27 protein-coding genes are annotated in these 25,415 nt (G+C 72.4%); 17 read left to right on the forward strand and 10 right to left on the reverse strand.

What is annotated here, in order from left to right:
- The first annotated feature begins 121 nt into the window (after window positions 1-121).
- The 8 genes from ACWCQ1_RS26860 to ACWCQ1_RS26895 all read left to right on the forward strand — a co-directional run bounded on the left by ACWCQ1_RS26860 (window position 122) and on the right by ACWCQ1_RS26895 (window position 8,160).
- Window positions 122-1,258, forward strand: coding sequence for a ParA family protein (locus ACWCQ1_RS26860; protein ID WP_133047296.1), 1,137 nt, complete (start codon window positions 122-124; stop codon window positions 1,256-1,258).
- Window positions 1,243-1,806, forward strand: coding sequence for a hypothetical protein (locus ACWCQ1_RS26865; protein ID WP_133047295.1), 564 nt, complete (start codon window positions 1,243-1,245; stop codon window positions 1,804-1,806). Before ACWCQ1_RS26860 ends, ACWCQ1_RS26865 begins: the two co-directional genes overlap by 16 nt.
- 604 nt (window positions 1,807-2,410) lie before the next feature.
- Entirely contained in the window at window positions 2,411-3,379 is a 969-nt protein-coding gene (locus ACWCQ1_RS26870) for a segregation and condensation protein A (protein WP_451027606.1), read from the forward strand.
- A complete protein-coding gene (gene scpB, locus ACWCQ1_RS26875; protein WP_358605198.1) occupies window positions 3,376-4,044 on the forward strand; it encodes an SMC-Scp complex subunit ScpB in 669 nt (222 codons plus the stop codon). Before ACWCQ1_RS26870 ends, scpB begins: the two co-directional genes overlap by 4 nt.
- Window positions 4,044-5,120, forward strand: coding sequence for a pseudouridine synthase (locus tag ACWCQ1_RS26880; protein ID WP_356769348.1), 1,077 nt, complete (start codon window positions 4,044-4,046; stop codon window positions 5,118-5,120). Before scpB ends, ACWCQ1_RS26880 begins: the two co-directional genes overlap by 1 nt.
- A 62-nt stretch (window positions 5,121-5,182) precedes the next feature.
- Window positions 5,183-6,145 carry a sigma-70 family RNA polymerase sigma factor gene (locus ACWCQ1_RS26885; protein ID WP_133047291.1) on the forward strand — a complete coding sequence of 321 codons (963 nt, stop codon included), beginning with the start codon at window positions 5,183-5,185 and terminating at the stop codon, window positions 6,143-6,145.
- Entirely contained in the window at window positions 6,142-6,690 is a 549-nt protein-coding gene (locus ACWCQ1_RS26890) for a TIGR03086 family metal-binding protein (protein ID WP_358605194.1), read from the forward strand. The genes ACWCQ1_RS26885 and ACWCQ1_RS26890 overlap by 4 nt, the downstream gene beginning before the upstream one ends.
- Before the next feature lie 54 nt (window positions 6,691-6,744).
- Window positions 6,745-8,160: a DHA2 family efflux MFS transporter permease subunit gene (locus ACWCQ1_RS26895; RefSeq protein WP_451027559.1), complete on the forward strand. Its 1,416-nt coding sequence runs from the start codon at window positions 6,745-6,747 to the stop codon at window positions 8,158-8,160.
- On the opposite strand, the gene ACWCQ1_RS26900 is transcribed toward ACWCQ1_RS26895, so the two are convergent.
- Window positions 8,043-9,014, reverse strand: a complete 972-nt coding sequence (locus ACWCQ1_RS26900) for a DUF72 domain-containing protein (RefSeq protein WP_358605188.1) — start codon at window positions 9,012-9,014, stop codon at window positions 8,043-8,045. The genes ACWCQ1_RS26895 and ACWCQ1_RS26900 overlap by 118 nt on opposite strands.
- Window positions 9,015-9,086: 72 nt before the next feature.
- Between ACWCQ1_RS26900 and ACWCQ1_RS26905 the strand changes: the two genes are divergently transcribed.
- The 3 genes from ACWCQ1_RS26905 to ACWCQ1_RS26915 are packed head-to-tail and all read left to right on the forward strand — an operon-like array spanning window position 9,087 to window position 11,617.
- Complete coding sequence (locus tag ACWCQ1_RS26905) at window positions 9,087-9,842, forward strand: NUDIX hydrolase (protein WP_358605185.1); 756 nt, start codon at window positions 9,087-9,089, stop codon at window positions 9,840-9,842.
- Window positions 9,839-10,861, forward strand: a complete 1,023-nt coding sequence (locus tag ACWCQ1_RS26910) for an ADP-ribosylglycohydrolase family protein (protein WP_451027560.1) — start codon at window positions 9,839-9,841, stop codon at window positions 10,859-10,861. Before ACWCQ1_RS26905 ends, ACWCQ1_RS26910 begins: the two co-directional genes overlap by 4 nt.
- Before the next feature lie 3 nt (window positions 10,862-10,864).
- Complete coding sequence (locus tag ACWCQ1_RS26915) at window positions 10,865-11,617, forward strand: nucleotidyltransferase domain-containing protein (RefSeq protein ID WP_358605180.1); 753 nt, start codon at window positions 10,865-10,867, stop codon at window positions 11,615-11,617.
- Here the strand turns inward: ACWCQ1_RS26915 and ACWCQ1_RS26920 are convergent.
- Genes ACWCQ1_RS26920 through ACWCQ1_RS26935 form a run of 4 tightly spaced genes read right to left on the reverse strand, consistent with a single transcriptional unit; the run spans window position 11,543 to window position 13,997 of the window.
- Window positions 11,543-12,286: a nucleotidyltransferase domain-containing protein gene (locus ACWCQ1_RS26920; protein ID WP_358605177.1), complete on the reverse strand. Its 744-nt coding sequence runs from the start codon at window positions 12,284-12,286 to the stop codon at window positions 11,543-11,545. The genes ACWCQ1_RS26915 and ACWCQ1_RS26920 overlap by 75 nt on opposite strands.
- Window positions 12,287-12,308: 22 nt before the next feature.
- Complete coding sequence (locus tag ACWCQ1_RS26925; RefSeq protein WP_358605174.1) at window positions 12,309-12,722, reverse strand: Rieske (2Fe-2S) protein; 414 nt, start codon at window positions 12,720-12,722, stop codon at window positions 12,309-12,311.
- A complete protein-coding gene (locus ACWCQ1_RS26930) occupies window positions 12,719-13,303 on the reverse strand; it encodes a DUF6529 family protein (RefSeq protein WP_356769368.1) in 585 nt (194 codons plus the stop codon). The genes ACWCQ1_RS26925 and ACWCQ1_RS26930 overlap by 4 nt, the downstream gene beginning before the upstream one ends.
- Window positions 13,304-13,337: 34 nt before the next feature.
- On the reverse strand, window positions 13,338-13,997 hold the full coding sequence (locus tag ACWCQ1_RS26935) for a hypothetical protein (protein ID WP_133047282.1): 660 nt from the start codon (window positions 13,995-13,997) through the stop codon (window positions 13,338-13,340).
- A gap of 225 nt (window positions 13,998-14,222) precedes the next feature.
- Between ACWCQ1_RS26935 and aroH the strand changes: the two genes are divergently transcribed.
- From aroH to der, 5 genes are all read left to right on the forward strand, one after another.
- The gene (gene aroH / locus ACWCQ1_RS26940; RefSeq protein ID WP_133047281.1) at window positions 14,223-14,585 is read left to right on the forward strand and encodes a chorismate mutase; all 363 of its coding nucleotides are present in this window, start codon (window positions 14,223-14,225) and stop codon (window positions 14,583-14,585) included.
- A complete protein-coding gene (locus ACWCQ1_RS26945) occupies window positions 14,582-15,667 on the forward strand; it encodes a prephenate dehydrogenase (protein ID WP_133047280.1) in 1,086 nt (361 codons plus the stop codon). Before aroH ends, ACWCQ1_RS26945 begins: the two co-directional genes overlap by 4 nt.
- A gap of 111 nt (window positions 15,668-15,778) precedes the next feature.
- The gene (cmk, locus tag ACWCQ1_RS26950) at window positions 15,779-16,465 is read left to right on the forward strand and encodes a (d)CMP kinase (protein WP_133047279.1); all 687 of its coding nucleotides are present in this window, start codon (window positions 15,779-15,781) and stop codon (window positions 16,463-16,465) included.
- A gap of 62 nt (window positions 16,466-16,527) precedes the next feature.
- On the forward strand, window positions 16,528-17,115 hold the full coding sequence (locus ACWCQ1_RS26955; protein WP_451027607.1) for a lysophospholipid acyltransferase family protein: 588 nt from the start codon (window positions 16,528-16,530) through the stop codon (window positions 17,113-17,115).
- A 263-nt stretch (window positions 17,116-17,378) separates the two neighbouring features.
- The gene (gene der / locus ACWCQ1_RS26960) at window positions 17,379-18,857 is read left to right on the forward strand and encodes a ribosome biogenesis GTPase Der (RefSeq protein WP_133047277.1); all 1,479 of its coding nucleotides are present in this window, start codon (window positions 17,379-17,381) and stop codon (window positions 18,855-18,857) included.
- Between the two features lie 67 nt (window positions 18,858-18,924).
- Here the strand turns inward: der and ACWCQ1_RS26965 are convergent, their stop codons facing one another.
- Both ACWCQ1_RS26965 and ACWCQ1_RS26970 read right to left on the reverse strand, forming a co-directional pair.
- Window positions 18,925-19,314, reverse strand: coding sequence for a hypothetical protein (locus ACWCQ1_RS26965; RefSeq protein ID WP_358605165.1), 390 nt, complete (start codon window positions 19,312-19,314; stop codon window positions 18,925-18,927).
- A gap of 55 nt (window positions 19,315-19,369) precedes the next feature.
- Window positions 19,370-20,152 (reverse strand): hypothetical protein, encoded by a 783-nt coding sequence (locus tag ACWCQ1_RS26970; RefSeq protein ID WP_358605162.1) that lies wholly within the window; start codon window positions 20,150-20,152, stop codon window positions 19,370-19,372.
- A gap of 510 nt (window positions 20,153-20,662) precedes the next feature.
- Here ACWCQ1_RS26970 and ACWCQ1_RS26975 point away from each other — a divergent pair.
- Entirely contained in the window at window positions 20,663-21,340 is a 678-nt protein-coding gene (locus ACWCQ1_RS26975; RefSeq protein WP_451027561.1) for a LysM peptidoglycan-binding domain-containing protein, read from the forward strand.
- An 87-nt stretch (window positions 21,341-21,427) separates the two neighbouring features.
- Here ACWCQ1_RS26975 and ACWCQ1_RS26980 read toward each other — a convergent pair whose 3' ends face one another.
- From ACWCQ1_RS26980 to ACWCQ1_RS26990, 3 genes are read right to left on the reverse strand one after another with little or no spacing between them, the layout of a single operon-like run.
- Window positions 21,428-22,075 carry an ABC transporter ATP-binding protein gene (locus tag ACWCQ1_RS26980; RefSeq protein WP_358605156.1) on the reverse strand — a complete coding sequence of 216 codons (648 nt, stop codon included), beginning with the start codon at window positions 22,073-22,075 and terminating at the stop codon, window positions 21,428-21,430.
- Window positions 22,072-24,813 carry an ABC transporter permease subunit gene (locus ACWCQ1_RS26985; RefSeq protein WP_451027562.1) on the reverse strand — a complete coding sequence of 914 codons (2,742 nt, stop codon included), beginning with the start codon at window positions 24,811-24,813 and terminating at the stop codon, window positions 22,072-22,074. Before ACWCQ1_RS26985 ends, ACWCQ1_RS26980 begins: the two co-directional genes overlap by 4 nt.
- Window positions 24,813-25,289: a hypothetical protein gene (locus ACWCQ1_RS26990; RefSeq protein WP_133047271.1), complete on the reverse strand. Its 477-nt coding sequence runs from the start codon at window positions 25,287-25,289 to the stop codon at window positions 24,813-24,815. Before ACWCQ1_RS26990 ends, ACWCQ1_RS26985 begins: the two co-directional genes overlap by 1 nt.
- Window positions 25,290-25,415: the final 126 nt, after the last annotated feature.

The raw sequence follows: 25,415 nt of genomic DNA on the forward strand, positions 1-25,415 counted from the left end.
TAGAGTCGCCAACCGTCGGCATGGTGCCACGCTGACCTTGTCTAGAAGTTTCCTGGTCACCAAGGAGGTAAGACGACTTGTGAATGAGTCGACATTTTCTCCCGGGGGTGGTCAACCAGGAATGCCTACGCGGGACCCCGGTCCCGCGGGGCTCGAGGCTGTCGGCTCCGTCGCTGTCCGAACCTTCGCAGCCCAACAGAGCCAGACCGGCCCCCGCATGGTTCTGTCAGCACCCCAGAGCATGGATGGCCATCACGTGAACGCCATGGCCGGCGACGGAAGTGGCGCGCCCCACAACCACTTCGCCGACTACGACGAACTGCCCGAAGGGCACTTCTACGACCCCGACGCGGAGTACGAGCCGGATCCCGAGTACGCGGCCACGCTCGCGCCCGACGCTGCCCGTCAGCGCCGTGAGCGCATCGGCCCGACCGGGCGCCCGCTGCCGTACTTCCCGATCCCGGGCCCGCTGACCGACCACGGCCCCGCGAAGATCATCGCGATGTGCAACCAGAAGGGCGGCGTGGGCAAGACGACGTCGACCATCAACCTGGGTGCCGCGCTCGCGGAGTACGGCCGGCGTGTGCTGCTCGTGGACTTCGACCCGCAGGGCGCGCTGTCGGTGGGCCTCGGTGTCAACCCGATGGAGCTCGACCTCACCGTCTACAACCTGCTCATGGAGCGGGGCATGGCGGCCGACGAGGTGCTCCTGAAGACGGCGGTCCCCAACATGGACCTGCTGCCCAGCAACATCGACCTGTCGGCGGCGGAGGTCCAGCTGGTCTCCGAGGTCGCGCGCGAGTCCACGCTGCAGCGCGCCCTGAAGCCGCTCATGGCCGACTACGACTACATCGTGATCGACTGTCAGCCCTCGCTGGGTCTGCTCACCGTGAACGCGCTGACGGCGGCGCACAAGGTGATAGTGCCCCTCGAGTGCGAGTTCTTCGCGCTGCGCGGTGTCGCGCTGCTCACCGAGACCATCGAGAAGGTCCAGGAGCGGCTCAACCCGGAGCTGGAGCTCGACGGGATCCTCGCCACGATGTACGACTCGCGCACGGTCCACAGCCGCGAGGTGCTGGCCCGCGTGGTCGAGGCCTTCGACGACCACGTCTACCACACGGTCATCGGCCGCACGGTCCGCTTCCCGGAGACCACGGTCGCGGGCGAGCCGATCACCACCTACGCCTCCAACTCCGTCGGCGCCGCCGCCTACCGCCAGCTCGCCAGGGAGGTGCTCGCCCGGTGTCACGCCGAGTGAGTCTGCCGGGGGCCGACGAACTCTTCCGTACGACAGGGGGAATGGCGCTCCAGCCGTCCACTCCGCGGCGGGGGGCCAACGGCGAAGCCCGTGTGCCCGCGCCCGCCGGGGAGAGCGACCCGGCCGCCGCCGGGCCCGAGGACGCGCCGCAGTCGGTGCCCGCGCAGGGCGGCGACGGCGAGGGCGCGGAGCATGTGGCGGCGGAGCCGGAGCCGTCCGACGAGGGCGAGTCCCGGGACCGGCCGGCACGCCGTCAGACGGCGCAGGAAGGTTCTGCCCCGGCCGGCGCGGGCGCTCAGCCGCGCAAGCGCGGGCGGGCGGCCAACCGGCGCCCCAGCGGGCGGGAACGGCACGACGAGAAGATCACCGTGTACGTGTCCGCCGAGGAGCTGATGGATCTGGAGCACGCGCGGCTGGTGCTCCGGGGCGAGCACGGGCTGGCCGTGGACCGGGGGCGCATCGTGCGCGAGGCGGTCGCCGTGGTCCTGGCCGACCTGGAGTCCCGCGGGGACGCGAGCATTCTCGTACGCCGACTGCGCGGGCGGTAGACGGTAGCCTGCGGGGGCCATGACCTCGAACGACGTTTCCAGCCCCGGCCCCGGCGCCGGCCGTCGGCGTGCGCTGGGGCGGGGACCGGGCGCGAGCGCTCAGCGGGCCGAGCCGACGCCCCCGACACCGGAGGAACAGCCCGCGACGCATCCGACGCCCCCGGAAACCGTGCCCGAGGCCGCCGAGAAACGCACCGAGGAGCGACCCACATCCACGGAGACGGGGTCCGGGCCGGTCGAGTCGGGGGTGCGCGAGCGGGGGGCGGTCGAGGCGGAGGCCGTCGATCCCGCCGTTACCGGAGTCGAGGCCGCTGGGCTCGGCGCTCGATCGAAGTCAGCGGAGATGGGGTCCGGGCCGGTCGAGCGGGAGGTGCGCGAGCGGGGGGCGGTCGAGGCGGAGGCCGTCGGTGCTGCGGCAGTCGCGTTCGAGGCCGTCGATCCTGCGGCAGCCGTATTTGAGGCCCTCCAGCCCGGGGTGGCGGGAGCAGAGGTGCTCGGGCCCAGGGGGGCCGGGGTGGAGGTGCTCGGGCCCGGGGCGGCTGGGGCAGGGGTCGTCCAGCCTGAGGCGGTCGACTCCCTGACGGACGAAGGAGCCGGGGGGCCCGTGCGGGTGGTCGGCGGGGCTGAAGTGCTCGCCGAGCCGGCGGACAAGTCGGGCGAGCCCGGGGACGCCCCGCAGAAGGCGGAGCCGGGCGGCAAGAGCGCACCATCCGATCCGCCGCAGGGCGCGGCCTCCGAACCCGTCGCCGATCCGGGCAAAGCCGACGACGGTGTCTTCAAGGTTCGGCTCTCCAACTTCGAGGGGCCCTTCGATCTGCTGCTGCAGCTGATCTCCAAGCACAAGCTGGACGTCACCGAGGTCGCGCTGTCCAAGGTGACCGACGAGTTCATGGCGCACATCCGCGCCATGGGGCCGGACTGGGACCTCGATCAGACGACCGAGTTCCTGGTCGTCGCGGCCACGTTGCTCGATCTCAAGGCGGCCCGGCTGCTGCCGTCCGCGGAGGTCGAGGACGAGGCCGATCTCGCCCTCCTCGAAGCACGCGACCTGCTCTTCGCCCGGCTGCTGCAGTACCGCGCGTACAAACAGATCGCCGACATCTTCAGCCGCCGACTGGAGGACGAGGCCCGCCGCTACCCCCGCACCGTCGGACTGGAGCCGCACCACGCCGAGCTGCTGCCCGAGGTCGTCATCAGCATCGGCCCGGAGGGGTTCGCCCGGCTCGCGGTCAAGGCCATGCAGCCCAAGCCCAAGCCGCAGGTCTACGTCGACCACATCCACGCCCCCCTGGTCAGCGTCCAGGAGCAGGCCCGCATCGTGATCGACCGGCTCCGGGAACTCGGCGAGGCCAGCTTCCGCTCCCTCGTCGAGGACACCGACGACACCCTCACCGTCGTAGCCAGGTTCCTGGCGCTCCTGGAGCTGTACCGGGAGAAGGCCGTCGCGCTGGAGCAGGAGACCGCCCTCGGCGAGCTGATCGTGCGGTGGACCGGCGGCGAGGGGGAGACCCGGCCGATGGTGACCGACGAGTTCGACCGACCGCCCGAGCCGCCCAAGGAGGACAAGCCGTGAGCGAGGAGACGACCGAGCTGCCGGCCGGCCTGCGAGCCGTCGCCGATCTCGAGCTGGGGCCCGCCCTGGAGGCCGTCCTGATGGTCGTGGACGAGCCCGCCACCGAGGAGCACCTCGCGAAGATCCTGGAGCGCCCGAAGCGCCAGATCGGCGACGCGCTGCGGGCGCTGGCCGACGACTACACCGTGCAGGGCCGCGGCTTCGAGCTGCGCTTCGTCGCGGGCGGCTGGCGCTTCTACAGCCGCGCCGAGTACGCCCCGGCCGTGGAGCGCCTGGTCCTGGAGGGCCAGACGGCCCGGCTCACCCAGGCCGCCCTGGAGACGCTCGCGGTCGTCGCCTACCGCCAGCCGGTCAGCCGCAGCCGCGTCTCGGCCGTCCGCGGGGTCAACTGCGACGGGGTCATGCGAACCCTGCTGCAACGCGGTCTGGTCGAGGAGGCGGGCGCGGAACCCGAAACAGGTGCGATCCTGTACAGGACGACGAACTACTTCCTGGAGCGGATGGGCCTGCGCGGTCTGGACGAGCTCCCGGAGCTCGCGCCCTTCCTCCCGGAGGCGGAGGCGATCGAGGCCGAGACCCAGGAAGGCGTTCCCTCGTTCGACCCGGACGCACCCGATGACGGTCCGGGCGCCCACGACGAACACACGACGACGACGGAACTTTGATGCGAAGCAGCGGCAGCGGCAAGAGCGGCGGGCGCGGTAACCACCGCGGAGCCGGCAACAACAGGGACCAGAAGCAGGGTCAGGGCCAGAGTCAGGGCCGCCCCCGCAAGCCCCGCCCCGAGGAGCGCCGCTACGACGTGGGCCCCGGCGCCACCCAGGACGGTCCCAAGTCAGGGCGCGGCGGCGCGGCCCGCGGCGGCGCCAAGGGCGGCCCCAAGCAGGGACAGCAGCGCGGCGGCCGCACGGCTCCCGCCCGCTCCCGTGAGTACGACGCACGGACCGAGGAGCGCAACCGGGACCGGTACGCGGGCAAGAAGGACATCAAGCTGCCCAAGACCTTCCCGGGCGCCGAGCAGGAGGGCGAGCGGCTGCAGAAGGTCCTCGCGCGCGCGGGCTACGGCTCCCGGCGCGCCTGCGAGGAGCTGATCGAGCAGGCCCGGGTCGAGGTCAACGGCGAGATCGTGCTGGAGCAGGGCAAGCGGGTCGACCCGGAGAAGGACGAGGTCAAGGTCGACGGCCTGACGGTCGCCACGCAGTCGTACCAGTTCTTCTCGCTCAACAAGCCCGCCGGTGTCGTCTCGACGATGGAGGACCCGGAGGGGCGCCAGTGCCTCGGGGACTACGTCACCAACCGCGAGACCCGGCTCTTCCACGTCGGGCGCCTCGACACCGAGACCGAGGGCGTCATCCTGCTCACCAACCACGGCGAGCTGGCGCACCGGCTGACCCACCCCAAGTACGGCGTGAAGAAGACCTACCTCGCCGCCATCGTCGGCCCGATCCCGCGCGACCTGGGCAAGAAGCTCAAGGACGGCATCCAGCTGGAGGACGGCTACGCGCGCGCGGACCACTTCCGGGTCGTCGAGCAGACCGGCAAGAACTACCTGGTCGAGGTGACCCTGCACGAGGGCCGCAAGCACATCGTGCGCCGCATGCTCGCGGAGGCCGGTTTCCCCGTCGAGAAGCTGGTGCGCACCTCCTTCGGCCCGATCACCCTGGGCGACCAGAAGTCGGGCTGGCTGCGGCGGCTGTCCAACACCGAGGTCGGCATGCTGATGAAGGAAGTCGACCTCTAGCCGATGCTTTTCCGCCCTCTCGCCGGTCTGTACTGCGTGACCGGCGAGAGGAGTGTGCAGGAATGCCTGCTACGACGACGGACCGCGACGAGTTCGTCCGGCTGACGGACCCGTACCGGCGGGAGCTGCTCGCGCACTGCTACCGGATGCTGGGCTCGGTCGACGAGGCCGAGGACCTGGTGCAGGAGACGTATCTGCGGGCCTGGCGGTCCTACGACGGCTACGAGGGCCGCGCGAGCCTGCGGACCTGGCTGCACCGGATCGCCACCAACACGTGTCTGACGGCCCTGGAGAGCCGTGCGAGGCGTCCGCTGCCCTCCGGGCTCGGCGGGCCGTCACAGGCGCCCGAGGAGCCGCTGAGGGGCGCCGCGACGGACGTGCCGTGGCTCCAGCCGCTGCCGGACGCCCTCGTCGACCCGGCGACCGTGGTGGCGGCCCGGGGCAGCCTGCGGCTCGCCCTGGTCGCCGCGCTCCAGCATCTGCCCGCCCGGCAGCGGGCGGTGCTCATCCTGCGGGACGTGCTGGCCTGGCGGGCGCCCGAGGTGGCCGCGCTGCTCGGGACGTCGACCGCGGCCGTCAAGAGCACCCTGCAGCGCGCGCGTGCCCGGCTCGACGAGGTGGCCCCCGAGGAGGACCTCGTCGTCGAACCCGGCGGTGCGGCGGACCGCGAGGTGCTGGACCGCTACATGGCCGCCTTCGAGCACGCCGACCTGGACGCGCTGGTCGACCTCCTGCAGGACGGCGTGGAGCTGGAGATGCCGCCCAACCTGGAGTGGTTCCGCGGCCGCAAGGACGTGCTGCGGTTCCTGCACGCGCGCGTGCACGAGGAGGGCGGACTGCGGATGCTGCCCACGCGCGCGAACGGGCAGCCGGCTCTCGTCATGTACGTGCGCGGGGTGGACGGCGTGCTGCGCGCGCACTCGGTGCAGGTGCTCACCGTGGTGGACGGGACGGTGGCCCGGGTCACCGCCTTCCTCGACGTGGAGCAGGTCGTCCGCTTCGGGTTCCCGCGGGTGCTGTCGTGAACGCCGGTGAGCTGCTGGAGCGTTCGCTCGCCTACGCGCTGGGGTGCGTCGCCGGGGTGGGGGCCGGGCGGCTGGAGCGGGGCACGCCGTGCGCGGAGTGGGACCTGGGGGAGTTGCTCGGGCATCTCGACGACTCGCTCGACGCCCTGCACGAGGGGCTGACGGGCGGGCGGATCGGGCTGACGCCGGGGACCGCCGACCCGGCCTGTGCGTTCCGCACACGCGCGTGTGCCGTGCTCGGCGCCTGGGCCGCCTGGCCCGGGGAGCGGGTGGTGGTGGGCGAACTGCCGCTGGACGTGCGGGTGATGGCCGCCGTGGGGGCCGTGGAGATCGCCGTGCACGGATGGGACGTGGCGCAGGCCTGCGGGCGCCGGCGGCCCATCCCGGCCGCGCTCGCCGCCGAACTGCTGCCCGTCGCGCGGTGCGTGGTCGCGGCGGAGGACCGGGGCGTGCGGTTCGGCGCGCCGGTCGCCGTGCCGCTGGGCGCGGGGCCCGACGGGCGGCTGCTGGCCTTCCTGGGGCGGCGCGATTCCTTTGCGGGGTGAGGGTGGTCTGCCTTCCGTGAGCGACCTCATGAGCTCATGGAAGGAACCCCCGTCATGACCGACACACTGAGTGTCTCCGTGCACGAACCACCCGTGGCGACCGGTCCGTCCCGCCGCGGCTGGACCGTTCTGTTGGCCGGACTCGGCGCGCTGCTGTGCTCCCTGGACGTCGTGGTCGTCGCCACCGCGCTGCCCGCGCTGCGGGCCGATTTCGGGGCGAGCCTGTCGGACCTGGAGTGGACGATCAACGCCTACAACCTGGTCTTCGCCTGCCTCACCCTGACCGGCGCCGCACTCGGCGACCGCTTCGGACGCCGGCGGATGTACGTCGTCGGGCTCGCCGTCTTCACCCTCGCCTCCGCCACCGCCGCCCTGTCGAACGGGCCGGAACAGCTCATCGGCGCCCGGATCGTGCAGGGCGCCGGGGCGGCCGTCCTGCTTCCGCTCACCCTGACCCTGATCAGCGAGGCGTTCCCGGCCGAGAAGAGGGGCGTCGCCATCGGGGTGTGGGGCGGGGTGACCGGGCTCGGGGTGGCCGCCGGGCCCGTGCTCGGCGGGGCCGTCACCGAGGGGCTGTCCTGGCAGTGGATCTTCTGGCTGAACGTGCCGATCGGCCTGGCGATGCTGCCCTTCGCCGCCACCAAGCTCCGCGAGAGTCACGGCACCCGGCCCCAACTCGACCTGGTGGGGCTGGTGCTGGCGGCCGTCGGGCTGACCGGGCTGGCCTGGGCGCCGGTCCGGGCGCCGCAGGCGGGGTGGGGGAGCGCCGAGGTGCTGGGCGCGCTGGCCGCGGGAGTCGTGTTCGTCGCGGCCTTCCTCCTGTGGGAGCGCAAGGGCGCCCGTCACCCGATGCTGCCGCTCGCGCACTTCCGCAACCGCGGCTTCACCACCGCCAACGCGGCCGGCTTCCTGGTCTTCGGCTCGCTCCTGGGCGCCCTCTTCATGATCACGCAGCTCTTCCAGACCGGACTCGGCTACTCCCCGCTCCAGGCCGGCGTGCGCATCCTCGTCTGGAACGCCATGCCGCTGCTGGTCGCCCCGGTCGCGGGCGCCCTCGCGGACCGCTTCGGCACCCGGCCCTTTATGCTGATCGGACTGCTGCTGCAGGCAACCGGCCTCGCCCTGCTCGCCTGGCAGGTCGAACCCGGTGTCAGCTACGGACAGTTGGTGCTGCCGCTGATCATCGCCGGCATCGGTATCTCCATGGTCTTCCCGAGCGTCGCCAACGCCGTGACGTCCTCCGTCCCGCTCGGCGAGGCGGGCGTCGCGGCCGGCGTCAACAACGCCCTGCGGGAACTGGGCGGAGTCTTCGGCGTCGCCGTCGCCGCCCTGGTCTTCACCCGGTACGGCGGCTACGGCTCCCCGGCGTCGTTCCTGGACGGCTGCGCGCCTGCCCTGTGGGTGTCGGCGGGGGCCGCGGGAGCGGGCGCGCTGGTGGCGGCGTTCGCGCCGTCCCGCACGCGCGCGTGAGCCCGGTCCGTGCCGTCGAGCAGCCCGCGCATGCGCTCGGCGGCACGGACCGCGGCCGCGCCGCAGCAGTTGTTGAACAGCACGTGCAGCCGGCCGACCCGCTCGGCGAGCCCGCGCAAGCGGGGCAGCCACTCGGCGAGTTCGGCCTCCCCGTAGTCGTACCGGAAGCGGTCCTCCTTGCTCCCCGAGCCCCAGGCGGGGCTGCGGCCGTGGAAGCGGACGACGGACAGGTCCGGTGAAGTGACCGGTGTGACGGGCGGGATGGACGAGGGAAGCGTCTGCGTCATGTCGACGGCCACGGCGGCCATGCCGTACCGCGCAAGCAGGGCGCGTGTCGCGTCCGCCCACTCCGCGCGCCACCAGTCGGGATGCCGGAACTCCACGGAGAGGGGCCATCCCGCGGTCCGTTCGGCGCATTCCCTCAGGAACCGCCCGGCCCGCCGTCCGGGCCGGAACCACGGCGGGAACTGGAACAGCACGGCGCCGAGCCGTCCCGCCGCCCGCAGGGGCTCGACGCCCTCGGTGAAGCGCGCCCACACCGCGTCGAGCACCTTCGGGTCCCGGGGGTCGGCGGGCAGCCCGTCCGGCATCACGGACCCGCGGGTCGGGTGACCGGTCAGCAGCGAGAACGCCTTCACGTCGAAGACGAAGCCCTCGGGCGTGCGATCCGCCCACAGCTGGGAGTTGCGGGCGCTGGGCAGGGCGTAGTACGCCGAGTCGACCTCGACCACCGGGAACCGGTCCGCGTAGTACCGCAATCGCCCCTCGGCGTCCCTGCTTCCCACCGGGTACCAGCCGCTGCCGACCAGCGCGCGGTCCGTCCACGAACACGTGCCCACCAGGATCTCGCCCATGCGGGGCCGGTTACCCGCGCGGGGGTTGTGGAAGCACGCCCATGCTGTTTATAGTCGTAATGACTATTAAAGATGACCGTCAAGGGGGTGGTGAACATGGCGTTCGACAAGGCGAGTTACGACAAGTACGCCTACGAACCCTTCGCCGTCACCGTCGACCTCGCCGTCCTCACCATCCGGGACGGCGCGCTGCAGGTGCTGCTGGTCGAGCGCGGGCAGGAGCCGTACGCCGGGCACTGGGCGCTGCCCGGCGGCTTCGTCGAGCCGGACGAGTCGGCGGAGACGGCCGCCGGACGTGAACTCGCCGAGGAGACGGGCCTGTCGGACGTCACCGGACTCCATCTGGAGCAGCTGCGCACCTACAGCGAGCCCGACCGGGACCCCCGGATGCGGGTCGTGTCCGTCGCCTTCACCGCGCTGCTGCCCCACGCGCCCGAACCGCACGCCGGGAGCGACGCGGCCCGGGCGAGCTGGCTGCCGTACCACGTGGACCGGCCGCTCGCCTTCGACCACGACCGGATCCTGGCCGACGCCCATGAACGCGTCGGTGCCAAGCTCGAGTACACCTGCCTCGCCACCGCCTTCTGCCCGCCCGAGTTCACCCTCGGCGAGCTGCAGCAGGTCTACGAGACGGTCTGGGGCACGCCCCTCGACCGGCCCAACTTCCGCCGCAAGGTGCTCGCGACACCCGGGTTCGTCGAACCGGTGCCGGGCGGCGCCCGACTGACCGGAGGGCGCGGCAAACCCGCCGCCCTCTACCGCGCGGGTCGGGCCACCGCCCTGCACCCGCCCCTCCTCCGACCGTCCCGGGAAGGACGCCCCGCATGACCGCAACCATCGTCGACAAGCGCGCCGCCACCGGCGCGTTGATCGGCCTCGCCCTCGGGGACGCGCTCGGCTTCCCCACCGAGTTCAACGACGTCCCCTCGATCCTCGCCAAGTGCGGGCCGTGGCGGGAGATGCGACTGCCGACGCCGGCGATCGTCTCCGACGACACGCAGATGACGCTGGCCGTCGCGCACGGCATGCGCACGGCGATGGACCGCGGGGTACTCGCGCCCGAGCGGCTGGAGCGGCCGCTGCGCAAGGAGTTCGTGAACTGGTACCAGTCGCCGGACAACAACCGGGCACCCGGGAACACCTGTCTGCGGGCGTGCGACCTGCTCAAGGACGAGAACCGGCCCTGGCAGGACGCCAGCCAGATCGGCTCCAAGGGCTGCGGCGCCAACATGCGCGTGGCGCCCGTGGGGCTCGCACCGGGACTGAGCGACGAACAGCGGGCCGGCGCGGCCCAGTTGCAGGCCGGGCTCACCCACGGCCACCCCACGGCGCTCGCCGCGTCCGACCTGACGGCGAGGACGGTACGACTGCTCGCGCTGGGCACCGAACCGGCGGCCCTGGTCGGACTGCTGCGGACGTACGCCCGCGACAACCGCAGCCGCTACCACCACCCCTGGCTCGGCGACCTGTGGACCCGGGCCGACGACTCCACGGCCGAGGAGTTCATCGCCCGCGGCTGGGACGAGTGCCTGGAGGTACTCGACCGTCTCGACGAGGCCGTGCGCACCGCCGACCCCGAGACCGACCCGTGCCTGGCCACCGGCGCGGGCTGGATCGCCGAAGAGGCGCTGGCGACCGGCCTGTTGTGCTTCCTGCTCTTCCCCGACGAACCGGTCACCGCCATCCGCCGCGCCGCCTGCACCTCCGGCGACTCGGACTCCATCGCCTGCCTGACGGGCGCGTTCGCGGGCGCGTACCTGGGCGCGGAGGCCTGGCCGACCGACTGGGCGGACCGCATCGAGTACCGGGGCGACCTGATGACACTCGGCGCCCTCTGGGACGCTTGACCCGTGACCGACACCCTGCCCCTCGACCTGACCCCGGTGATCGCCGAACAGCCCGACCCGGTCCTCTTCGCGACCGTCTCCGGCGCGCACCTCTACGGCTTCCCGTCCCGTGACTCGGACGTCGACCTGCGGGGCGCGCACCTGCTGCCGGCCGCCGACCTCGTCGGGCTGCGTGAGCCGGAGGAGACGCGGTCACGGATGTGGGACCGGGACGGCGTCGAGATGGACCTCGTCACCCACGACGTACGCAAGTTCGTCCGGCTGATGCTGCGCCGCAACGGCTATGTGCTGGAGCAGCTGCTCTCACCCCTGGTCGTCCACACCACGGACGCGCACCGGGAGCTGACCGCACTCGCGCCCGGTGTGCTCACCGCGCACCACGCCCACCACTACCGCGGATTCGCCACCACCCAGTGGCGGCTCTTCGAGAAGACCGGCGAGCTCAAGCCGCTGCTCTACACCTTCCGGGTGCTGCTCACCGGCATTCATCTGATGCGCTCCGGTGAAGTGCAGGCCCATCTGCCCACGCTGCTCGGGGAGGTGACCGAGGCACCCGCGTACCTGCCGGAGCTCATCACCGCCAAGGCGGAGCGGGAGCACGGGGACGCCGATGTCGACCACGCGCGCGTGCAGGCCGACGTCGAGCGGTTGCACGGGCTGCTCGACCGGGCGCAGGAGGCGTCAGAGCTGCCGGACGCCCCGCGCGGGTACGACGCCCTGCACGACTTCGTCGTACGGGTCCGGCTGGAGGGCTGAGGCGCGGCGGACGCGGAGGAGGAAGTCCTCCACGCGGTGCTGGTCCGGGGCTTCGGGCAGGGGGGTGTGCGCGGACGCCTCGTCCGCCTCCGCCGCCAGGCGGTTCATCCACGACTCGACCTCGGGCCAGGCGAGTTCGCCGCGTTTCACGGCGAGCAGGGGCTCGCGCTGTTCGCACACGTCGATGGTGAGGGTGCCCGTGCGCAGCAGGTCGCGGGAGCTCATCAGCAGGCGCAGCAGGTGCATCGCGTGCTTCCAGCGCGGGGCGCCGTGGGCGCGGACGTCCGCCTCCAGCTTCTTGCGCTGGCCGAGCGCGTAGCGGGTGAAGGTCTCGTGGGCCCGGCGGGAGAGGAACGCCTCGCGCAGGGAGAGGAGTTCGCGGCCCACGGGGTCGACGTGCTCCACCAGGGGGGAGTGCAGGCACTCCAGGATGTTCGGGTTCGCGCGCAGGGCCAGTTCGCAGAAGCGTTCCAGTTCCCAGCTGAACTGTTCGTCCGCCGGGCCCTCGACATGCGTCGGCGGCTTCTCGAAACGCCAGAACAGGGGAGTGGGGGCGAGGTACACGCCCCGGCGGTCGGTGTCGCTGCCATCCGTCGCCAGCCCGAAGGCGCGCGACCCCATGACGCAGGAGTAGATCGTGTGGTCGCGCACCAGGGCCTCGGGCTGCATGTCCGCGAGCGTACGTGGCGCCTCACGCCAGGTGGATCGAATTTCCCTCCACCTCGATCTGCTCCGGCGGCAGCGGCTTCGGCGCCGGTCCGCCCGCCACCGAACCGTCGGCGATGCGGTACTTGCTGCCGTGGCACGGGCAGTCGATGGTGCCGTCGGCGACCGTGCTCACCGTGCAGCCCTGATGCGTGCAGATCGCCGAGAACGCCTTGAACTCGCCCTTCGCCGGCTGGGTGACGACGACCTTCTCGTCCTTGAAGATCTTGCCCCCGCCGACCGGGATCTCGGCGGTCTTCGCGAGCTCCTGCCCGGCCGAGGCCTTCACCGACGAGGAGCCCGAACCGCCTCCGCTGTCGCCGTACTTGCTGCAGCCCGCGGCCAGCGGCACCGCACCTGTGGCGAGCAGAACCGTGCGTCGCGTCGAGCGGTGGGTCATGTCGTCACTCCGAACGTTCGGAAGAACCAGAGGGCGGACGTCAGCCAGATGAGGGTGAGAACGGTGAAGACCAGCCCGCCGACGAACGGCAGCAGCCAGCCCGGCAGCCGCTCCGAGCGGAGCAGCAGCATCTTGGCACTGAAGGCACCGAAGAAGAAGCAACCGAGGACGGAGTGCCACATGACGCGCGTGCTGTACGTCTGGTAGCCCAGCGCGTACAGACAGTGCACCGCCACCGGGACCGCCACCAGGAACGCGATTCGCCCCGACCAGCGGTGCAGCGTCGGCGCCCAGCCCGGTCCCCGGAGCTTGCCGTAGACCATGAACGCGGACACCAACTGGACGAGCGCGAAGAAGAAGGCGGTCGTCGCCAGCCACGACTTCACCGCTCCCGTGCTGCTGAACCCGGCGAGGTTGAAGGCGGTGCCGGCCGGGTGGTGGGCCTTTCCGTAGACGCCGAGGCCGACGGCCACCGCGGCGGCGACCAGGGCCGGGACCAGATAGCGGGCCGGGCTCGGCGCCCGATGGGCCGGCCCCGGAGGCGGAAAGCTCTGTGTGGCGGCGTTCGGATCGACGGTCATGGTCGGCTCCCCGGGCAGAAGGATCTCAGAAGGATCAAGGAGTTACGGGACGTGCCGTGAGCTGCTCTCCGTCGACCGTCACCGCGCCCGTGGCCGGGTCGATGGCGGGCGCGGCCGTGCGCTTGCCGTCACGGGTGAGCAGACCGACCTGGCGACCGTTCGGCAGGACGATCCAGCCGCCGACGATCCGGGCGCCGCGCACCTGGCTGTTGGCCCGGTACAGACCGGACGGCTTCTTGGCCTTGGCCAGGGTGAAGGTGTAGTGGCCGCCACCGAGGTCGGCGGTACCGCTCAGCCGCGCGCTTCCCTTCAGGGTGCCGTTCAACCGCGCGCCGTTCTCGCCGGTCAGCGCCATGCTGCCGTCGTCGCGGACATCGCCCTTCAGCCAGGACTCGATGTTGTGGCCGTCGCAGAAGTACGCGATCGCCTTGCCGCCGCGCAGCGAGACGGCGACGGCGGAGGAGTCGTCGTCCGTGCGGCCGGTGTAGACGCCGGTCGACGCCGCCGTGCGCGTCGGAGTCGGGCTGGGAGTCGGCGGTGCGCTGGTCCTCGTGGGCGCGGGAGACGCGGCCGGCGACTCCTCCTTGTACGTCGACGAGGCGGTCTTGGTGCCGGTGGTCGAGTTGAGCGTGAGCATGAACAGACCGAACAGCAGTCCCGCGAGCAAGGTCAGCAGCGGTCCTGGACGCTTCATGAAGGCCTCCCCCGAGGCGAGTTTCCTGTCATGAGAGCGGACCGGCGGCCACGGCGTAAAGAGGCGCACGGGGTGTTCCGCCCCCAAGTATCGGAATAGAGACATTCGGGTGACATTGTCGGAGATCGTCGGGCCGTCTCAGCGGGCGGGCGCCGACGGCCGCCGCCGCGCGGGCTGACTAGGCTGGACGGTCGTAGAGCCGATACGTGAGCGAGGAGCAGCGCCGTGGCGGTACGAGCGGTCCGGGGAGCCGTCCAACTGGAACGGGACGAGGCCGGACACATGGACGAGCAGGTCGGAGCCCTGCTCACCGCCGTCCTGGAGCGGAACGGCCTGACCGCCGACGACCTGATCAGCATCTGGTTCACGGCCACGCCCGACCTGCACAGCGACTTCCCGGCGGCCGCCGCCCGCAAGCTCGGCATCGTCGACGTCCCCCTGATCTGCGCGCAGGAACTCGACATCGCGGGCGCCATGCCCCGGGTCGTGCGGATACTCGCGCACATCGAGACCGACCGGTCCCGCGCCGAGATCAACCACGTCTACCTCGGCGCCGCGGCCGCCCTGCGCAAGGACATCGCCCAGTGAGAACCGCACTCGTCATCGGCACCGGCCTCATCGGTACGTCCGCGGCCCTCGCCCTGTCCCAGCGGGGCGTCGTGGTCCACCTCACCGACCACGACCCGGAGCAGGCCCGCACCGCGGCCGCCCTGGGCGCCGGCACGGACGAGGCCCCCGAAGGGCCCGTCGACCTCGCGATCGTCGCCGCCCCGCCGGCCCATGTCGCCGCCGTGCTCGCCGACGCCATGCGCCGGGGCGTGGCCCGCGGCTACATCGACGTGGCCAGCGTCAAGGGCGGCCCGCGCCGCGAGCTGGAGGCGCTGGGCCTGGACCTGTCGTCGTACATCGGCACGCACCCCATGTCCGGCCGTGAGAAGTCCGGCCCGCTGGCCGCCACCGGCGACCTCTTCGAGGGCCGCCCCTGGGTCCTGACGCCGACCCGGGACACCGACACCGAGGTGCTGAACCTCGCACTCGAGCTGGTCTCCCACTGCCGTGCCGTGCCGGTGGTGATGGACGCCGACGCCCACGACCGCGCCGTCGCGCTCGTCTCCCACATGCCCCACCTGGTCTCCAGCATGGTCGCCGCGCGCCTGGAGAACGCCGAGGAGGCGGCCGTACGGCTGTGCGGGCAGGGCATCCGGGACGTGACCCGGATCGCCGCCTCCGACCCCCGGATGTGGATCGACATCCTCTCCGCGAACCCCGGGCCGGTCGCCGACCTGCTCTCGGACGTCGCCGCCGACCTGGAGGAGACCGTCGAGGCGCTGCGCTCCCTGCAGTCCTCCGACGACGCCAAGCGGCGCGAGGGCACGGCCGGCATCGAGGACGTGCTGCGCCGCGGCAACGCGGGCCAGGTCCGCGTCCCCGGCAAGCACGGCTCCGCGCCGCGGGTCTACGAGGCCGTGACCGTCCTGATCAGCGACGAGCCGGGTCAGCTGGCCCGTATCTTCGCCGACGCCGGCCGGGCCGGGGTCAACATCGAGGACGTGCGCATCGAGCACGCGACCGGGCAGCAGGCGGGTCTGATCCAGCTGATGGTGGAGCCGCAGGCGGCGCCGGTGCTCAGTGCCGCGCTGCGGGAGCGGGGCTGGTCCATCCGGCAGTGATCCTCCCGATCATCCGTCTGTAAGAGGGGACCCGGGAGGCCGGTAACCTTGTGCGGGGCGCGCTCGCGCCCGTACACCACCCACCGCACCGCACCAGGAAGGTGTCCCCTCGTGGAAAACGGCGCCGCCAAGCCCGTGATCGTCGCCATCGACGGTCCCTCCGGCACGGGCAAGTCGAGCACGTCGAAGGCCGTCGCCGCGCAGCTTGGCCTGAGCTACCTGGACACCGGTGCCCAGTACCGGGCGATCACCTGGTGGATGGTGACCAACGGGATCGACCTCGAGGACCCCTCCGCGATCGCCGCCGTGGCCGGCAAGCCCGAGATCGTCTCCGGTACGGACCCGGCGGATCCGACGATCAGCGTCGACGGCACCGATGTGGCCGGGCCGATCCGCACGCAGGAGGTCACCGCCAGGGTGAGCGCGGTCAGCGCGGTGCCCGAGGTGCGCGCCCGGATCACCGAGCTGCAGCGCTCGCTGGCCGCCTCCGCGGAGACCGGCATAGTGGTCGAGGGCCGGGACATCGGTACGACCGTGCTGCCCGACGCCGATCTGAAGATCTTCCTCACCGCCTCCGCCGAGGCCCGCGCGGCCCGTCGCAGCGGTGAGCTGAAGGGCGCCGACGTCAACGCCACCCGCGAGGCCCTGATCAAGCGGGACGCGGCCGACTCCTCGCGCAAGACCTCGCCGCTCGCCAAGGCGGACGACGCGGTCGAGGTGGACACCACCGAGCTCACCCTCGCGCAGGTCGTCGAGTGCGTCGTCACCCTCGTCGAGGAGAAGCGGGCCGGGAAGTGACCGCTGCTTCCGTTGCCTCCGAGCGGGGCGCCGAGGTCGGGCGCCGGATCGGCGTCGGCCTGATGTACGGGCTGTGGAAGCCGCGGGTGCTCGGTGCCTGGAAGGTGCCCGCGAGCGGCCCGGCGATCCTCGCCGTGAACCACTCCCACAACATCGACGGCCCCATGGTCATGGGAGTCGCGCCCCGGCCGACGCACTTCCTGATCAAGAAGGAGGCGTTCGTCGGCCCGCTCGACCCGTTCCTGACGGCCATCGGCCAGCTGAAGGTGGACCGCTCGGTCGCCGACCGCGGGGCCATAACGCGCGCGCTCGACGTTCTCGCGGCCGGGGGAGTCCTGGGCATCTTCCCGGAGGGCACCCGCGGAGAGGGCGACTTCGCCTCCCTGCGCGCGGGGCTCGCCTACTTCGCCGTCCGCAGCGGCGCCCCGATCGTCCCGGTCGCCGTCCTGGGAAGTTCCGAGAAGCCCGGACGGTTGATAAAGGGGCTGCCTCCGCTGCGCAGCCGCGTCGACGTCGTCTTCGGCGACCCCTTCGAGGCGGGCGACGGCTCCGGACGGCGCACCCGAGCGGCCCTGGACGCGGCAACGGAACGCATCCAGAAACAGCTCGGCACCCACCTGGAAAACGCAAGGCGCCTGACCGGGCGCTAGGGCCTGTCCGGCGGATCAGGCCGGCCTGGAGGTACGGTGCTTCTTGGCCAAGCCGAGCGGGGCCTGGTGCGTCCAGCTGCAAGGCGGAGGAGGGCGTCGACGCGGAGCGTCGGCAACCGACGACAACGCCGCAGATGGGCGTGCCAGGCCCCGCGACGCCGGCCTGGTCCGCCGGGCAGGCCCTGGGCGACACTGAGTAGTGGATCAAACCGGATGACACCGGGCGGTCCACCGATCACCACGATGAACGAGGTACGGACTTCATGAACGACGACATCCACTCCGAGGGCTCTTTCGAGGAGCACGATCACGGAGAGCTTGGCGATGCCGAGTACGCGGAGTTCATGGAGCTCGCCGCGGAAGAGGGCTTCGACCTCGAGGACGTCGAGGGGGCCATCGAGGCCGCGGGGCACGGGCCGCTGCCGGTGCTGGCGGTGGTCGGGCGGCCGAACGTCGGCAAGTCGACCCTCGTCAACCGCATCATCGGCCGCCGTGAGGCGGTCGTCGAGGACAAGCCCGGTGTCACCCGCGACCGGGTGACCTACGAGGCCGAGTGGGCGGGCCGCCGCTTCAAGGTCGTCGACACCGGCGGCTGGGAGCAGGACGTCCTCGGCATCGACGCCTCCGTGGCCGCCCAGGCCGAGTACGCGATCGAGGCCGCCGACGCGGTGGTGTTCGTCGTCGACGCCAAGGTCGGCGCGACCGACACCGACGAGGCGGTCGTACGACTGCTGCGCAAGGCCGGCAAGCCGGTCGTGCTGGCGGCCAACAAGGTCGACGGCCCGAGCGGCGAGGCGGACGCCGCCTACCTCTGGTCCCTCGGCCTCGGCGAGCCGCACCCGGTCTCCGCGCTGCACGGCCGCGGCACCGGCGACATGCTCGACGCCGTCCTGGAGGCCCTCCCGGACGCGCCCGCGCAGACCTTCGGCGGCACCGGCATCGGCGGCCCCCGCCGGATCGCCCTCATCGGCCGCCCGAACGTCGGCAAGTCCTCCCTGCTGAACAAGGTGGCGGGCGAGGAGCGCGTGGTCGTCAACGAAATCGCGGGCACCACTCGCGACCCGGTGGACGAGCTGATCGAACTCGGCGGTGTCACCTGGAAGTTCGTCGACACGGCCGGTATCCGCAAGCGTGTCCACCTCCAGCAGGGCGCCGACTACTACGCCTCGCTGCGCACCGCGGCCGCCGTCGAGAAGGCCGAGGTGGCGGTCATCCTGATCGACGCCTCCGAGTCCATCTCGGTGCAGGACCAGCGGATCGTCACCATGGCGGTCGAGGCGGGCCGCGCCATGGTCATCGCCTACAACAAGTGGGACACCCTCGACGAGGAGCGCCGCTACTACCTGGAGCGGGAGATCGAGACCGAGTTCGGCCAGGTGGCGTGGGCGCCCCGGGTCAATGTCTCGGCGCGCACCGGGCGGCACATGGAGAAGCTGGTCCCGGCGATCGAGACCGCTCTCGCCGGCTGGGAGACCCGTGTCCCCACCGGCCGCCTGAACGCCTTCCTCGGCGAACTGGTCGCCGCCCACCCGCACCCGATCCGGGGCGGCAAGCAGCCGCGCATCCTCTTCGGCACCCAGGCCGGCACCAAGCCGCCGCGGTTCGTCCTCTTCGCCTCCGGCTTCATCGAGGCGGGCTACCGGCGCTTCATCGAGCGCCGGCTGCGGGAGGAGTTCGGCTTCGAGGGGACGCCGATCCATATCTCCGTGCGGGTGCGCGAGAAGCGCGGCAAGAAGAAGTAGGCGCGAACGACACGCGAACGACAAGGAGGGCGGCCCCCGTTGGGACCGCCCTCCTTCTCATGTCCGCTCAGCCGCCTCTGCGCGAGCCCGGCGGCAGGGCCGCCGGTACGTGCTGCATCGCCGAGGCCTGCGGCCCGATGTGCCCGACCCGCTGCCACTGCGACTGCTGGCGCGCGACGGACGCCCCCGCGCTGTAGGCGCCGTAGGAGCTGCTGAACGACCCCGGGCGGTGCCCGCCGTACGACCCCGTGCTGTGCGGGATGTTCCCGAAGGCGGTGAAGCCCAGGTCCTCCTCGCCGCTGCGGTCGCCCGGCAGCGTGCGGAAGGACTTGACGTACTCGGTGTAGAGCGCGTCGTAGATCGGCGTGGCCGATGGGCCGCCCAGGAAATCGGGGGCCGACCTCGACGAAGGGATCGACTGGAACGACTGGCGGCGCGAAACGTCGTATGCGTGCACGTATGTCCAAACGACCTCGGGTCACTTGGGATGCGGGTGCACGCGACGCCGGCCCTCAGGTGCCGGCGAGGGGCATGGCCGCGGCGACCAGCTTGCCGCCCGCCGCGGCCTTGTCGAGCGCGTCCCGCAGCAGGTCCTCGCGCGGTTGGCGGCCGATCGAGCCCACCGGCGCGGCGAACATCAGGACCTGCTGGTGCTTGTTGGCCGCGGCCCGCCAGCCCTCCGTCACCTGCAGCGGCTGGTGCGCCTGCCACCACGCCACCGGCTGACCGCCGGCCGCGTTCGGCTGCAGCACCGCGTGCAGTTGCCCGACGGCCAGCAGCACCGACCAGCCGTGCAGCACCGGCGGCATCTCGGTGATCTCCGTCAGCGGCATGAACCCCTGCTCGATGAGCAGCGGCAGGAAGTCGTCGCCGAGGCCCGTGGCCCCCGGCCGCACGATCGGTCCCGTCGGCTCGACCACCAGCGCCGGGTGCAACTCCCCGGCGATCAGCACGAGTCCGCTGGTCACCCCGAGCACGGCCTGCTGTGGTACGACCTTGTCCGGGTCCAGGTCCACCGTGTCGCCGGAGATGGACCGCACGGCCCCCTGGAGCTGCTCCTCGGTCACCTGCACGACCTGCGAGGGCAGGCAGCCGGCGTGGGCGAAGGCGAGGACGGCGGTCTCGTCGCCGATGAACAGGACGGTGCTGGTGCGCTCCTGCTCGGAGTCGCCCGGGGTGCGGCAGGACGTGCAGTCGTAGCTGCCGGGGGCGTTCTCTCCGGCGAGCAGCCGGTCGGCCTCTTCGTCGCCGATCTCGGCGCGTACCTCGTCGCTGACGTCGAGCATGCGCGGCACGGTGGCTCCCCTCGGGAAGTGTGAACCGGGCGGGTCCCGGACTCATGAAGAAGACAACGGAGGACCTGTGGCGAGAGTCACGCTCCTGGGCGAACGGAATCAATCCATCCAACGCGGATGGTCACGACAGGTTCCGAATTGGTCACGCACGGTCAAGTGGTTGTCAGGTCAAGGGAGTTGGTTGCGTGAAGTGAGTCACAGTCAGATGGTCCTGGTGGTCGAAATATCAGGAAATCGCGGAGCGAATCAGGTCTCCGGAACATCTCGCTACCTTCGGTAACACCCAACTGACCTGGCACGACACCTCGTTGGTTGTCGTCCCGCCCCGCCGCTCCTTAGATTCCTCGGCCGTGTGCAACGAGCACCGCTCGGGAAACGTCCGTCCACCGCACCCGGCCCGCACCACCGGCCGGCGCGGTCGCGGCGGACGGGGCGGAGCGTGGCGACCGGCCCAAGTGCCGCAAGCGCGCCCCGCCTTGGGGGACCCCGGGTGTTTCGAGAGGGAATTACATGTCCGAGTGTGCCGATACCACCCGCGACAACGTTCGTAAGACGCGTACGACGGCGGTCCTCGCCGGGGCCGCACTGCTCGCCCCCCTCGGACTGCTGGCCGCCACCGGCAACGCGGTCGCGGCGGACGGCGGAGTGTGGGACCGCATCGCCCAGTGCGAGAGCGGCGGCAACTGGCACATCAACACCGGCAACGGCTACTACGGCGGGCTCCAGTTCTCCGCCGGCACCTGGCGCGCGTACGGCGGCTCGGCCTACGCCTCCACCGCCGACAAGGCCTCCAAGCAGGCGCAGATCGCCGTCGCCACCAAGGTCCAGCACGCCCAGGGCTGGGGCGCCTGGCCGGTCTGTTCGGGCCGGGCCGGTGCGTACGGCAGCGCGCCCGCCTCGTCGGGTGCCGCGTCCACGAAGGCGGCCCCCGAGGAGGTCGTCTCCAAGAAGGCGTCGAAGAGCCCCTCGAAGAAGGCTGCGAAGCAGCTGTCGAAGGCGCCTGCCCGCTCGACCGAGCACACCAACCGCAGCTCCTCCCGCGGCGACTACACCGTCCGTGAGGGCGACACGCTCAGCATGATCGCCGCGCGGCACGGGACCACCTGGCAGCGCCTGTACGCCGCCAACAAGGCCGTCATCGGCGGCGATCCGAACCTGATCGTGCCCGGGCAGCAGCTCGAACTCTGAGGCACACCCCCTCACCGGGTACCGCGGGGCCTCGTCCGTCACAACGGACGAGGCCCTTCGGCGTCCACTCGGTCACGGGGCGCCCCGTCATCGTCGCGCCTGCTCGTCCGCCTCGCCGCCGAACACGACCGTCCCGCGCCGCAGTTCGTACACCAGGACCGGGGTTCGGTGGCGAAGCCCGGGCGGCAGCCGCTGCTCGGCGACGATCACACACGCGTCCAGACCGGCGAGCAGTTCGTACGTCCGGGCCGCGACCGGCGGTGACATGCCCTGCGCCGGCTCGTCGACGAGGACCACGCGCGCGCGTGCCAGCAGTGCCCGGGAGAGGGCGAGCATGCGCTGCTCGCCGCCGGAGAGCGTGCCGGCCCGGTGCTGGAGCAGGGGCTTGAGCTGCGGATAGGCGTCGAGGGCGAAGTCGTACCGCCGGGAGGAGAGTTCGAGGTTCTCGTGGACCGTGAGGGAGCCGAACACGGCCTGGCGCTCCGGGACCAGGCACAGTCCGCACCGGGCACGCTCGTACGCCGGCAGCCGGGTCACGTCGGTCCCGTCCCAGATCACCGTGCCGGCGGACAGGGGCACGGTTCCGGCCAGGGCGCGCAGGGCGGTCGTACGGCCGGAGCCGTTGCGGCCGAGGAGGACCGTGAGGCCGGGGCCGGGGGCGGCGAGGGTGACGCCGTGCAGGGCCTCCAGGGGGCCGTAGCGCACGCGGGCGTCGCGGAGGGAGATGCCGGTCATGGGACGACCTCGTCCAGTACGTGGTCCGGGGGGCCGGAGGCGACGATGTGACCGGCCGTCATGACGTGCACGACATCGGCGAGGTCCGCGACCAGGTCGAGATCGTGCTCCACGACGAGGAGGGCGGTGCCGTCGGCCGCGAGGGCCTTCAGTACGCGGGTCATGGCGGCGACCTCGGTGCCGTCCAGGCCGGCCGCGGGTTCGTCCAGGAGCAGGACGCGGGGGTTGCAGGCGAGGGCCCGGGCCAGTTCCACGCGGCGGAGGGTGCCGGTGGGGAGGGCGGCGGCGGGGAGTGATCTCGCCGGGCCGTCCAGACCGAAGAGCCTGAGGGCGCGCTCGACCGCCTCCGGGTCGGTGGGGCGGCCCTGTTCGGCGCCCACGCGGACGTTCTCGGCGACGGTGAGGGAGGGGAAGACGGAGAGCTGCTGGAAGGTGCGGGCGATTCCGAGGCGGGTGCGGGTGGGGGGTGGGAGCCGGGTGATGTCGCGGTCGCCGAGGTGGACCCGGCCGTGGGTGGGGTGGAGGGTGCCGGCCAGGCAGTGGAACAGGGTGCTCTTGCCGGCGCCGTTGGGGCCGACGACGGCGGTGATCCGGCCGGGGGGTACGTCGATGTCGACTCCGTCGAGGGCGGTGAAGCGGCCGTATCGGGCGTGGAGGGAGCGGGCCTTGAGGGTCGGTGCGGGTGGGGGTGCGTGGGGGTGCACCCGGCCTCCGGCCGGGTTTGTGTTCCCACCCGCACCACCCGTGCGGGATTCGTGGTCGGGTGCGGGTGGCCCTGGTGGGGCTGGAGCACTGTCGGCGGCTGTCCGTCGGCTGACTGCCGAGCTGTCACGTGGTGCTGCCGTCACCCCGGCCAGTGCCGGCCGCCGGATCGAGGACGGTTCGGGTGGTCGGATCCTTTTCCTCGCTCGCTCTCCCAGCGCCGTCAGGGTCGCCGTCCGCCGGCCCCGCAGGCGGCTCGTCGCTGTGCGCAAGGCCTCGTGCGGGCCGGTCGGGAAGCGTCCCACCAGTGCTGCCAGGACGCCGATCAGGGCCGCCGCCACCCCGCCCCGGGTGCCCGCGTCGAGGCCGACCAGGAGGGCCGCCGCGGCCAGGGCGCCCAGGGTGCTGTCGGCGCCCAGGACCACCACCGCGGCGAACCAGAGGAGGCCGCGCACGGGGTCGTAGGCGGCGGGGTCGAAGGCGCGCACCCCCATGCCCAGCATGCCGCCGCCGAGGGCGGCCAGCGCGGCGCCCGAGACGAAGGCCAGCAGCTTCAGCGAGGGCACCTGCACGCCGGTCGCCGACGCCCCCGACTCGTCGTCCCGCATCGCGGCCAGCGCCCGGCCGGTGCGGCCCCGGCGCAGGGCGTGGGTCGCGAGCAACGCCGCCGCCAGCAGCACCAGTTCGAGGACGTAGTACGCGCGGTCGCCGTCGAAGCCCGCCGGGCGGTCCAGGGACAGGCCGGACGTCGCGTAGGGCTGGGCGAAGACGAAGCGGCTCACGCCGACGCCCACGGCGAAGGTCGCCAGGGCGAGGGCGAGGCCCCGGCGACTGATCGCGGGCCAGCCCGTCAGCAGGCCCAGGGGAGCCACCAGGGCGACCGCGACCGCGAGGGCGGCCAGTTCCGGGAGGCGGGGCAGGCCCGGGAAGCGGCCGGCGGAGAGAAGGGCCGTGAAGAGGGCGCCCAGACCCGCGTACGCCGCCTGGCCGAGGGAGATCTGGCCGCCGCGGCCCGTGACGACGACCAGGGAGAGCAGGACCACCCCCAGCGCCGGCACCTGGACCGACGTGTGCAGGTCCGAGCCCGCGAAGCCCAGCGGCAGCAGGAACAGCACGACCGCCACGATCCACGCGCCCGGCGGTGTCGGCACGCGCGCGGTGGCCGCGGCGGGCAGGGCGTCACGCGTGCCGACGCGGGGCATCGCCAGGGACGTGACCAGCAGGGCGACGACGAACAGGTTCGCGTCGGCCGCCTGCAGCAGGGGCCCGCCCCAGCCCGACGGATGCAGCCGGGTCAGCTGGCTCTGCGCCACCCCGATGCCGAGCGCCACGAGCACGGCGACCGGCAGACTGCGCATCCGCGCGGCCACCGCCACCGCCACGACCTCCATGACCAGCAGCGGCAGCCCGTACGGGTCCAGCCGGACGTACGGCGCCAGCAGTACGCCCGTCAGACCCGCCGTGAAGGACCCGAACGCCCAGCCGGCCGCCGCCACCCGGTCCGCGTCGATCCCGCCGAGCACCGCGAGCTGCCGGTCGTCCACCACGGCCCGCAGCTCCCGCCCGAACCGGGTCCAGCGGATCACCGCACCGACACCGGCCGCCAGGACGAGGACCACAGCCAGCTGCCCCCACGGGTCCGCCGACACCAGCTCGGGGGCGTCGTCCCTGGCCCCCTGCCCCCACAACAGCGCCGCCCCGCCGACCAGCAGCACGAAGACACCGATCGAGGCGACCAGGGTCTGCGCCGGGTCGCTGCCCCGGACCGCCAGCGGGCGGAAGACGAACCGCTCCAGCGTCACGCCGATCGCCGGCGCCAGAACGACGAGGGTCGCCGTCGCCGCGAGCCACAGCGGCCACCCCCACTCGACCACGCACTGCCGCAGCACGTACGCGCACACCATCGCGATCGCGCCGTGCGCGAAGTTCAGCACGCCGGTCGCGCGGTACGTCACGATCAGGCCGATCCCGGTGAGCGCGGCCGCGCTGCCCACCGAGAGGCCGGCGAGCGCGAGGTCGTACGTCAGTGACGACATCAGTCGGTTTCTTCGACAGGCTCACAGATGGGGCACGGGCCCAGTTCGCCGCCGGCCAGAAGCTTGGCGTCCACCGGGACCGCCTCCGCCTTCCCGGCCACCAGCGGACAGTCCGCCCGGTGCCAGAGCGTGCCCCCGGGCACCATCAGCAGGTCCCCGCTGACCGCGAGGGGCGCACCGGAGGGTTGCCCCGCCTCGTCCGCGTCAGAGGGCTCGGCGGCGACCAGGAGGCCGTACAGCTCCTCCACGCGCGTGGCGGCGAGCGCGCCCCGGCCGTGGGTGAGCAGCACCGCCCCCGCGATGATCAGGGCCGCGCCCGGGATCGAGCAGGAGGCCAGATAGGGCAGCTGCCGCTCGGCGTAGCGCTCGCCCGAGACGCCGTACCAGCCGATGACGCACAGCACCGCGCCAGCGGCGAGCGCGGCCCAGCCGGCCCACAGGACGGGGTGCACGCTCCGGAGTCCGCCTGTCCGCATCTCTGGCTCCCACAGGTCACGCGTCTGACTGTCTTCCCAGGTCTGCCGATCGCTTGCACTATGCCTTCTGGAAGCTGACCCTGAAAGCACCGGGCGCACCTTGCCCGGAACGACACCCGGTGGTGA

It is taken from the genome of Streptomyces sp. NPDC002144 (assembly GCF_053593695.1).

Excerpts from the sequence above, each read along its gene's own strand:
- ACWCQ1_RS26860 (WP_133047296.1), top strand. The coding sequence starts at position 122 with ATGCCTACGCGGGACCCCGGTCCCGCGGGGCTCGAGGCTGTCGGCTCC.
- ACWCQ1_RS26880 (WP_356769348.1), top strand. The coding sequence starts at position 4,044 with ATGCGAAGCAGCGGCAGCGGCAAGAGCGGCGGGCGCGGTAACCACCGC.
- ACWCQ1_RS26885 (WP_133047291.1), top strand. The coding sequence starts at position 5,183 with ATGCCTGCTACGACGACGGACCGCGACGAGTTCGTCCGGCTGACGGAC.
- ACWCQ1_RS26895 (WP_451027559.1), top strand. The coding sequence starts at position 6,745 with ATGACCGACACACTGAGTGTCTCCGTGCACGAACCACCCGTGGCGACC.
- ACWCQ1_RS26900 (WP_358605188.1), bottom strand. The coding sequence starts at position 9,014 with ATGGGCGAGATCCTGGTGGGCACGTGTTCGTGGACGGACCGCGCGCTG.
- ACWCQ1_RS26905 (WP_358605185.1), top strand. The coding sequence starts at position 9,087 with ATGACCGTCAAGGGGGTGGTGAACATGGCGTTCGACAAGGCGAGTTAC.
- ACWCQ1_RS26910 (WP_451027560.1), top strand. The coding sequence starts at position 9,839 with ATGACCGCAACCATCGTCGACAAGCGCGCCGCCACCGGCGCGTTGATC.
- ACWCQ1_RS26920 (WP_358605177.1), bottom strand. The coding sequence starts at position 12,286 with ATGCAGCCCGAGGCCCTGGTGCGCGACCACACGATCTACTCCTGCGTC.
- ACWCQ1_RS26925 (WP_358605174.1), bottom strand. The coding sequence starts at position 12,722 with ATGACCCACCGCTCGACGCGACGCACGGTTCTGCTCGCCACAGGTGCG.
- ACWCQ1_RS26930 (WP_356769368.1), bottom strand. The coding sequence starts at position 13,303 with ATGACCGTCGATCCGAACGCCGCCACACAGAGCTTTCCGCCTCCGGGG.
- ACWCQ1_RS26935 (WP_133047282.1), bottom strand. The coding sequence starts at position 13,997 with ATGAAGCGTCCAGGACCGCTGCTGACCTTGCTCGCGGGACTGCTGTTC.
- ACWCQ1_RS26955 (WP_451027607.1), top strand. The coding sequence starts at position 16,528 with ATGTACGGGCTGTGGAAGCCGCGGGTGCTCGGTGCCTGGAAGGTGCCC.
- der (WP_133047277.1), top strand. The coding sequence starts at position 17,379 with ATGAACGACGACATCCACTCCGAGGGCTCTTTCGAGGAGCACGATCAC.
- ACWCQ1_RS26975 (WP_451027561.1), top strand. The coding sequence starts at position 20,663 with ATGTCCGAGTGTGCCGATACCACCCGCGACAACGTTCGTAAGACGCGT.
- ACWCQ1_RS26980 (WP_358605156.1), bottom strand. The coding sequence starts at position 22,075 with ATGACCGGCATCTCCCTCCGCGACGCCCGCGTGCGCTACGGCCCCCTG.
- ACWCQ1_RS26985 (WP_451027562.1), bottom strand. The coding sequence starts at position 24,813 with ATGTCGTCACTGACGTACGACCTCGCGCTCGCCGGCCTCTCGGTGGGC.
- ACWCQ1_RS26990 (WP_133047271.1), bottom strand. The coding sequence starts at position 25,289 with ATGCGGACAGGCGGACTCCGGAGCGTGCACCCCGTCCTGTGGGCCGGC.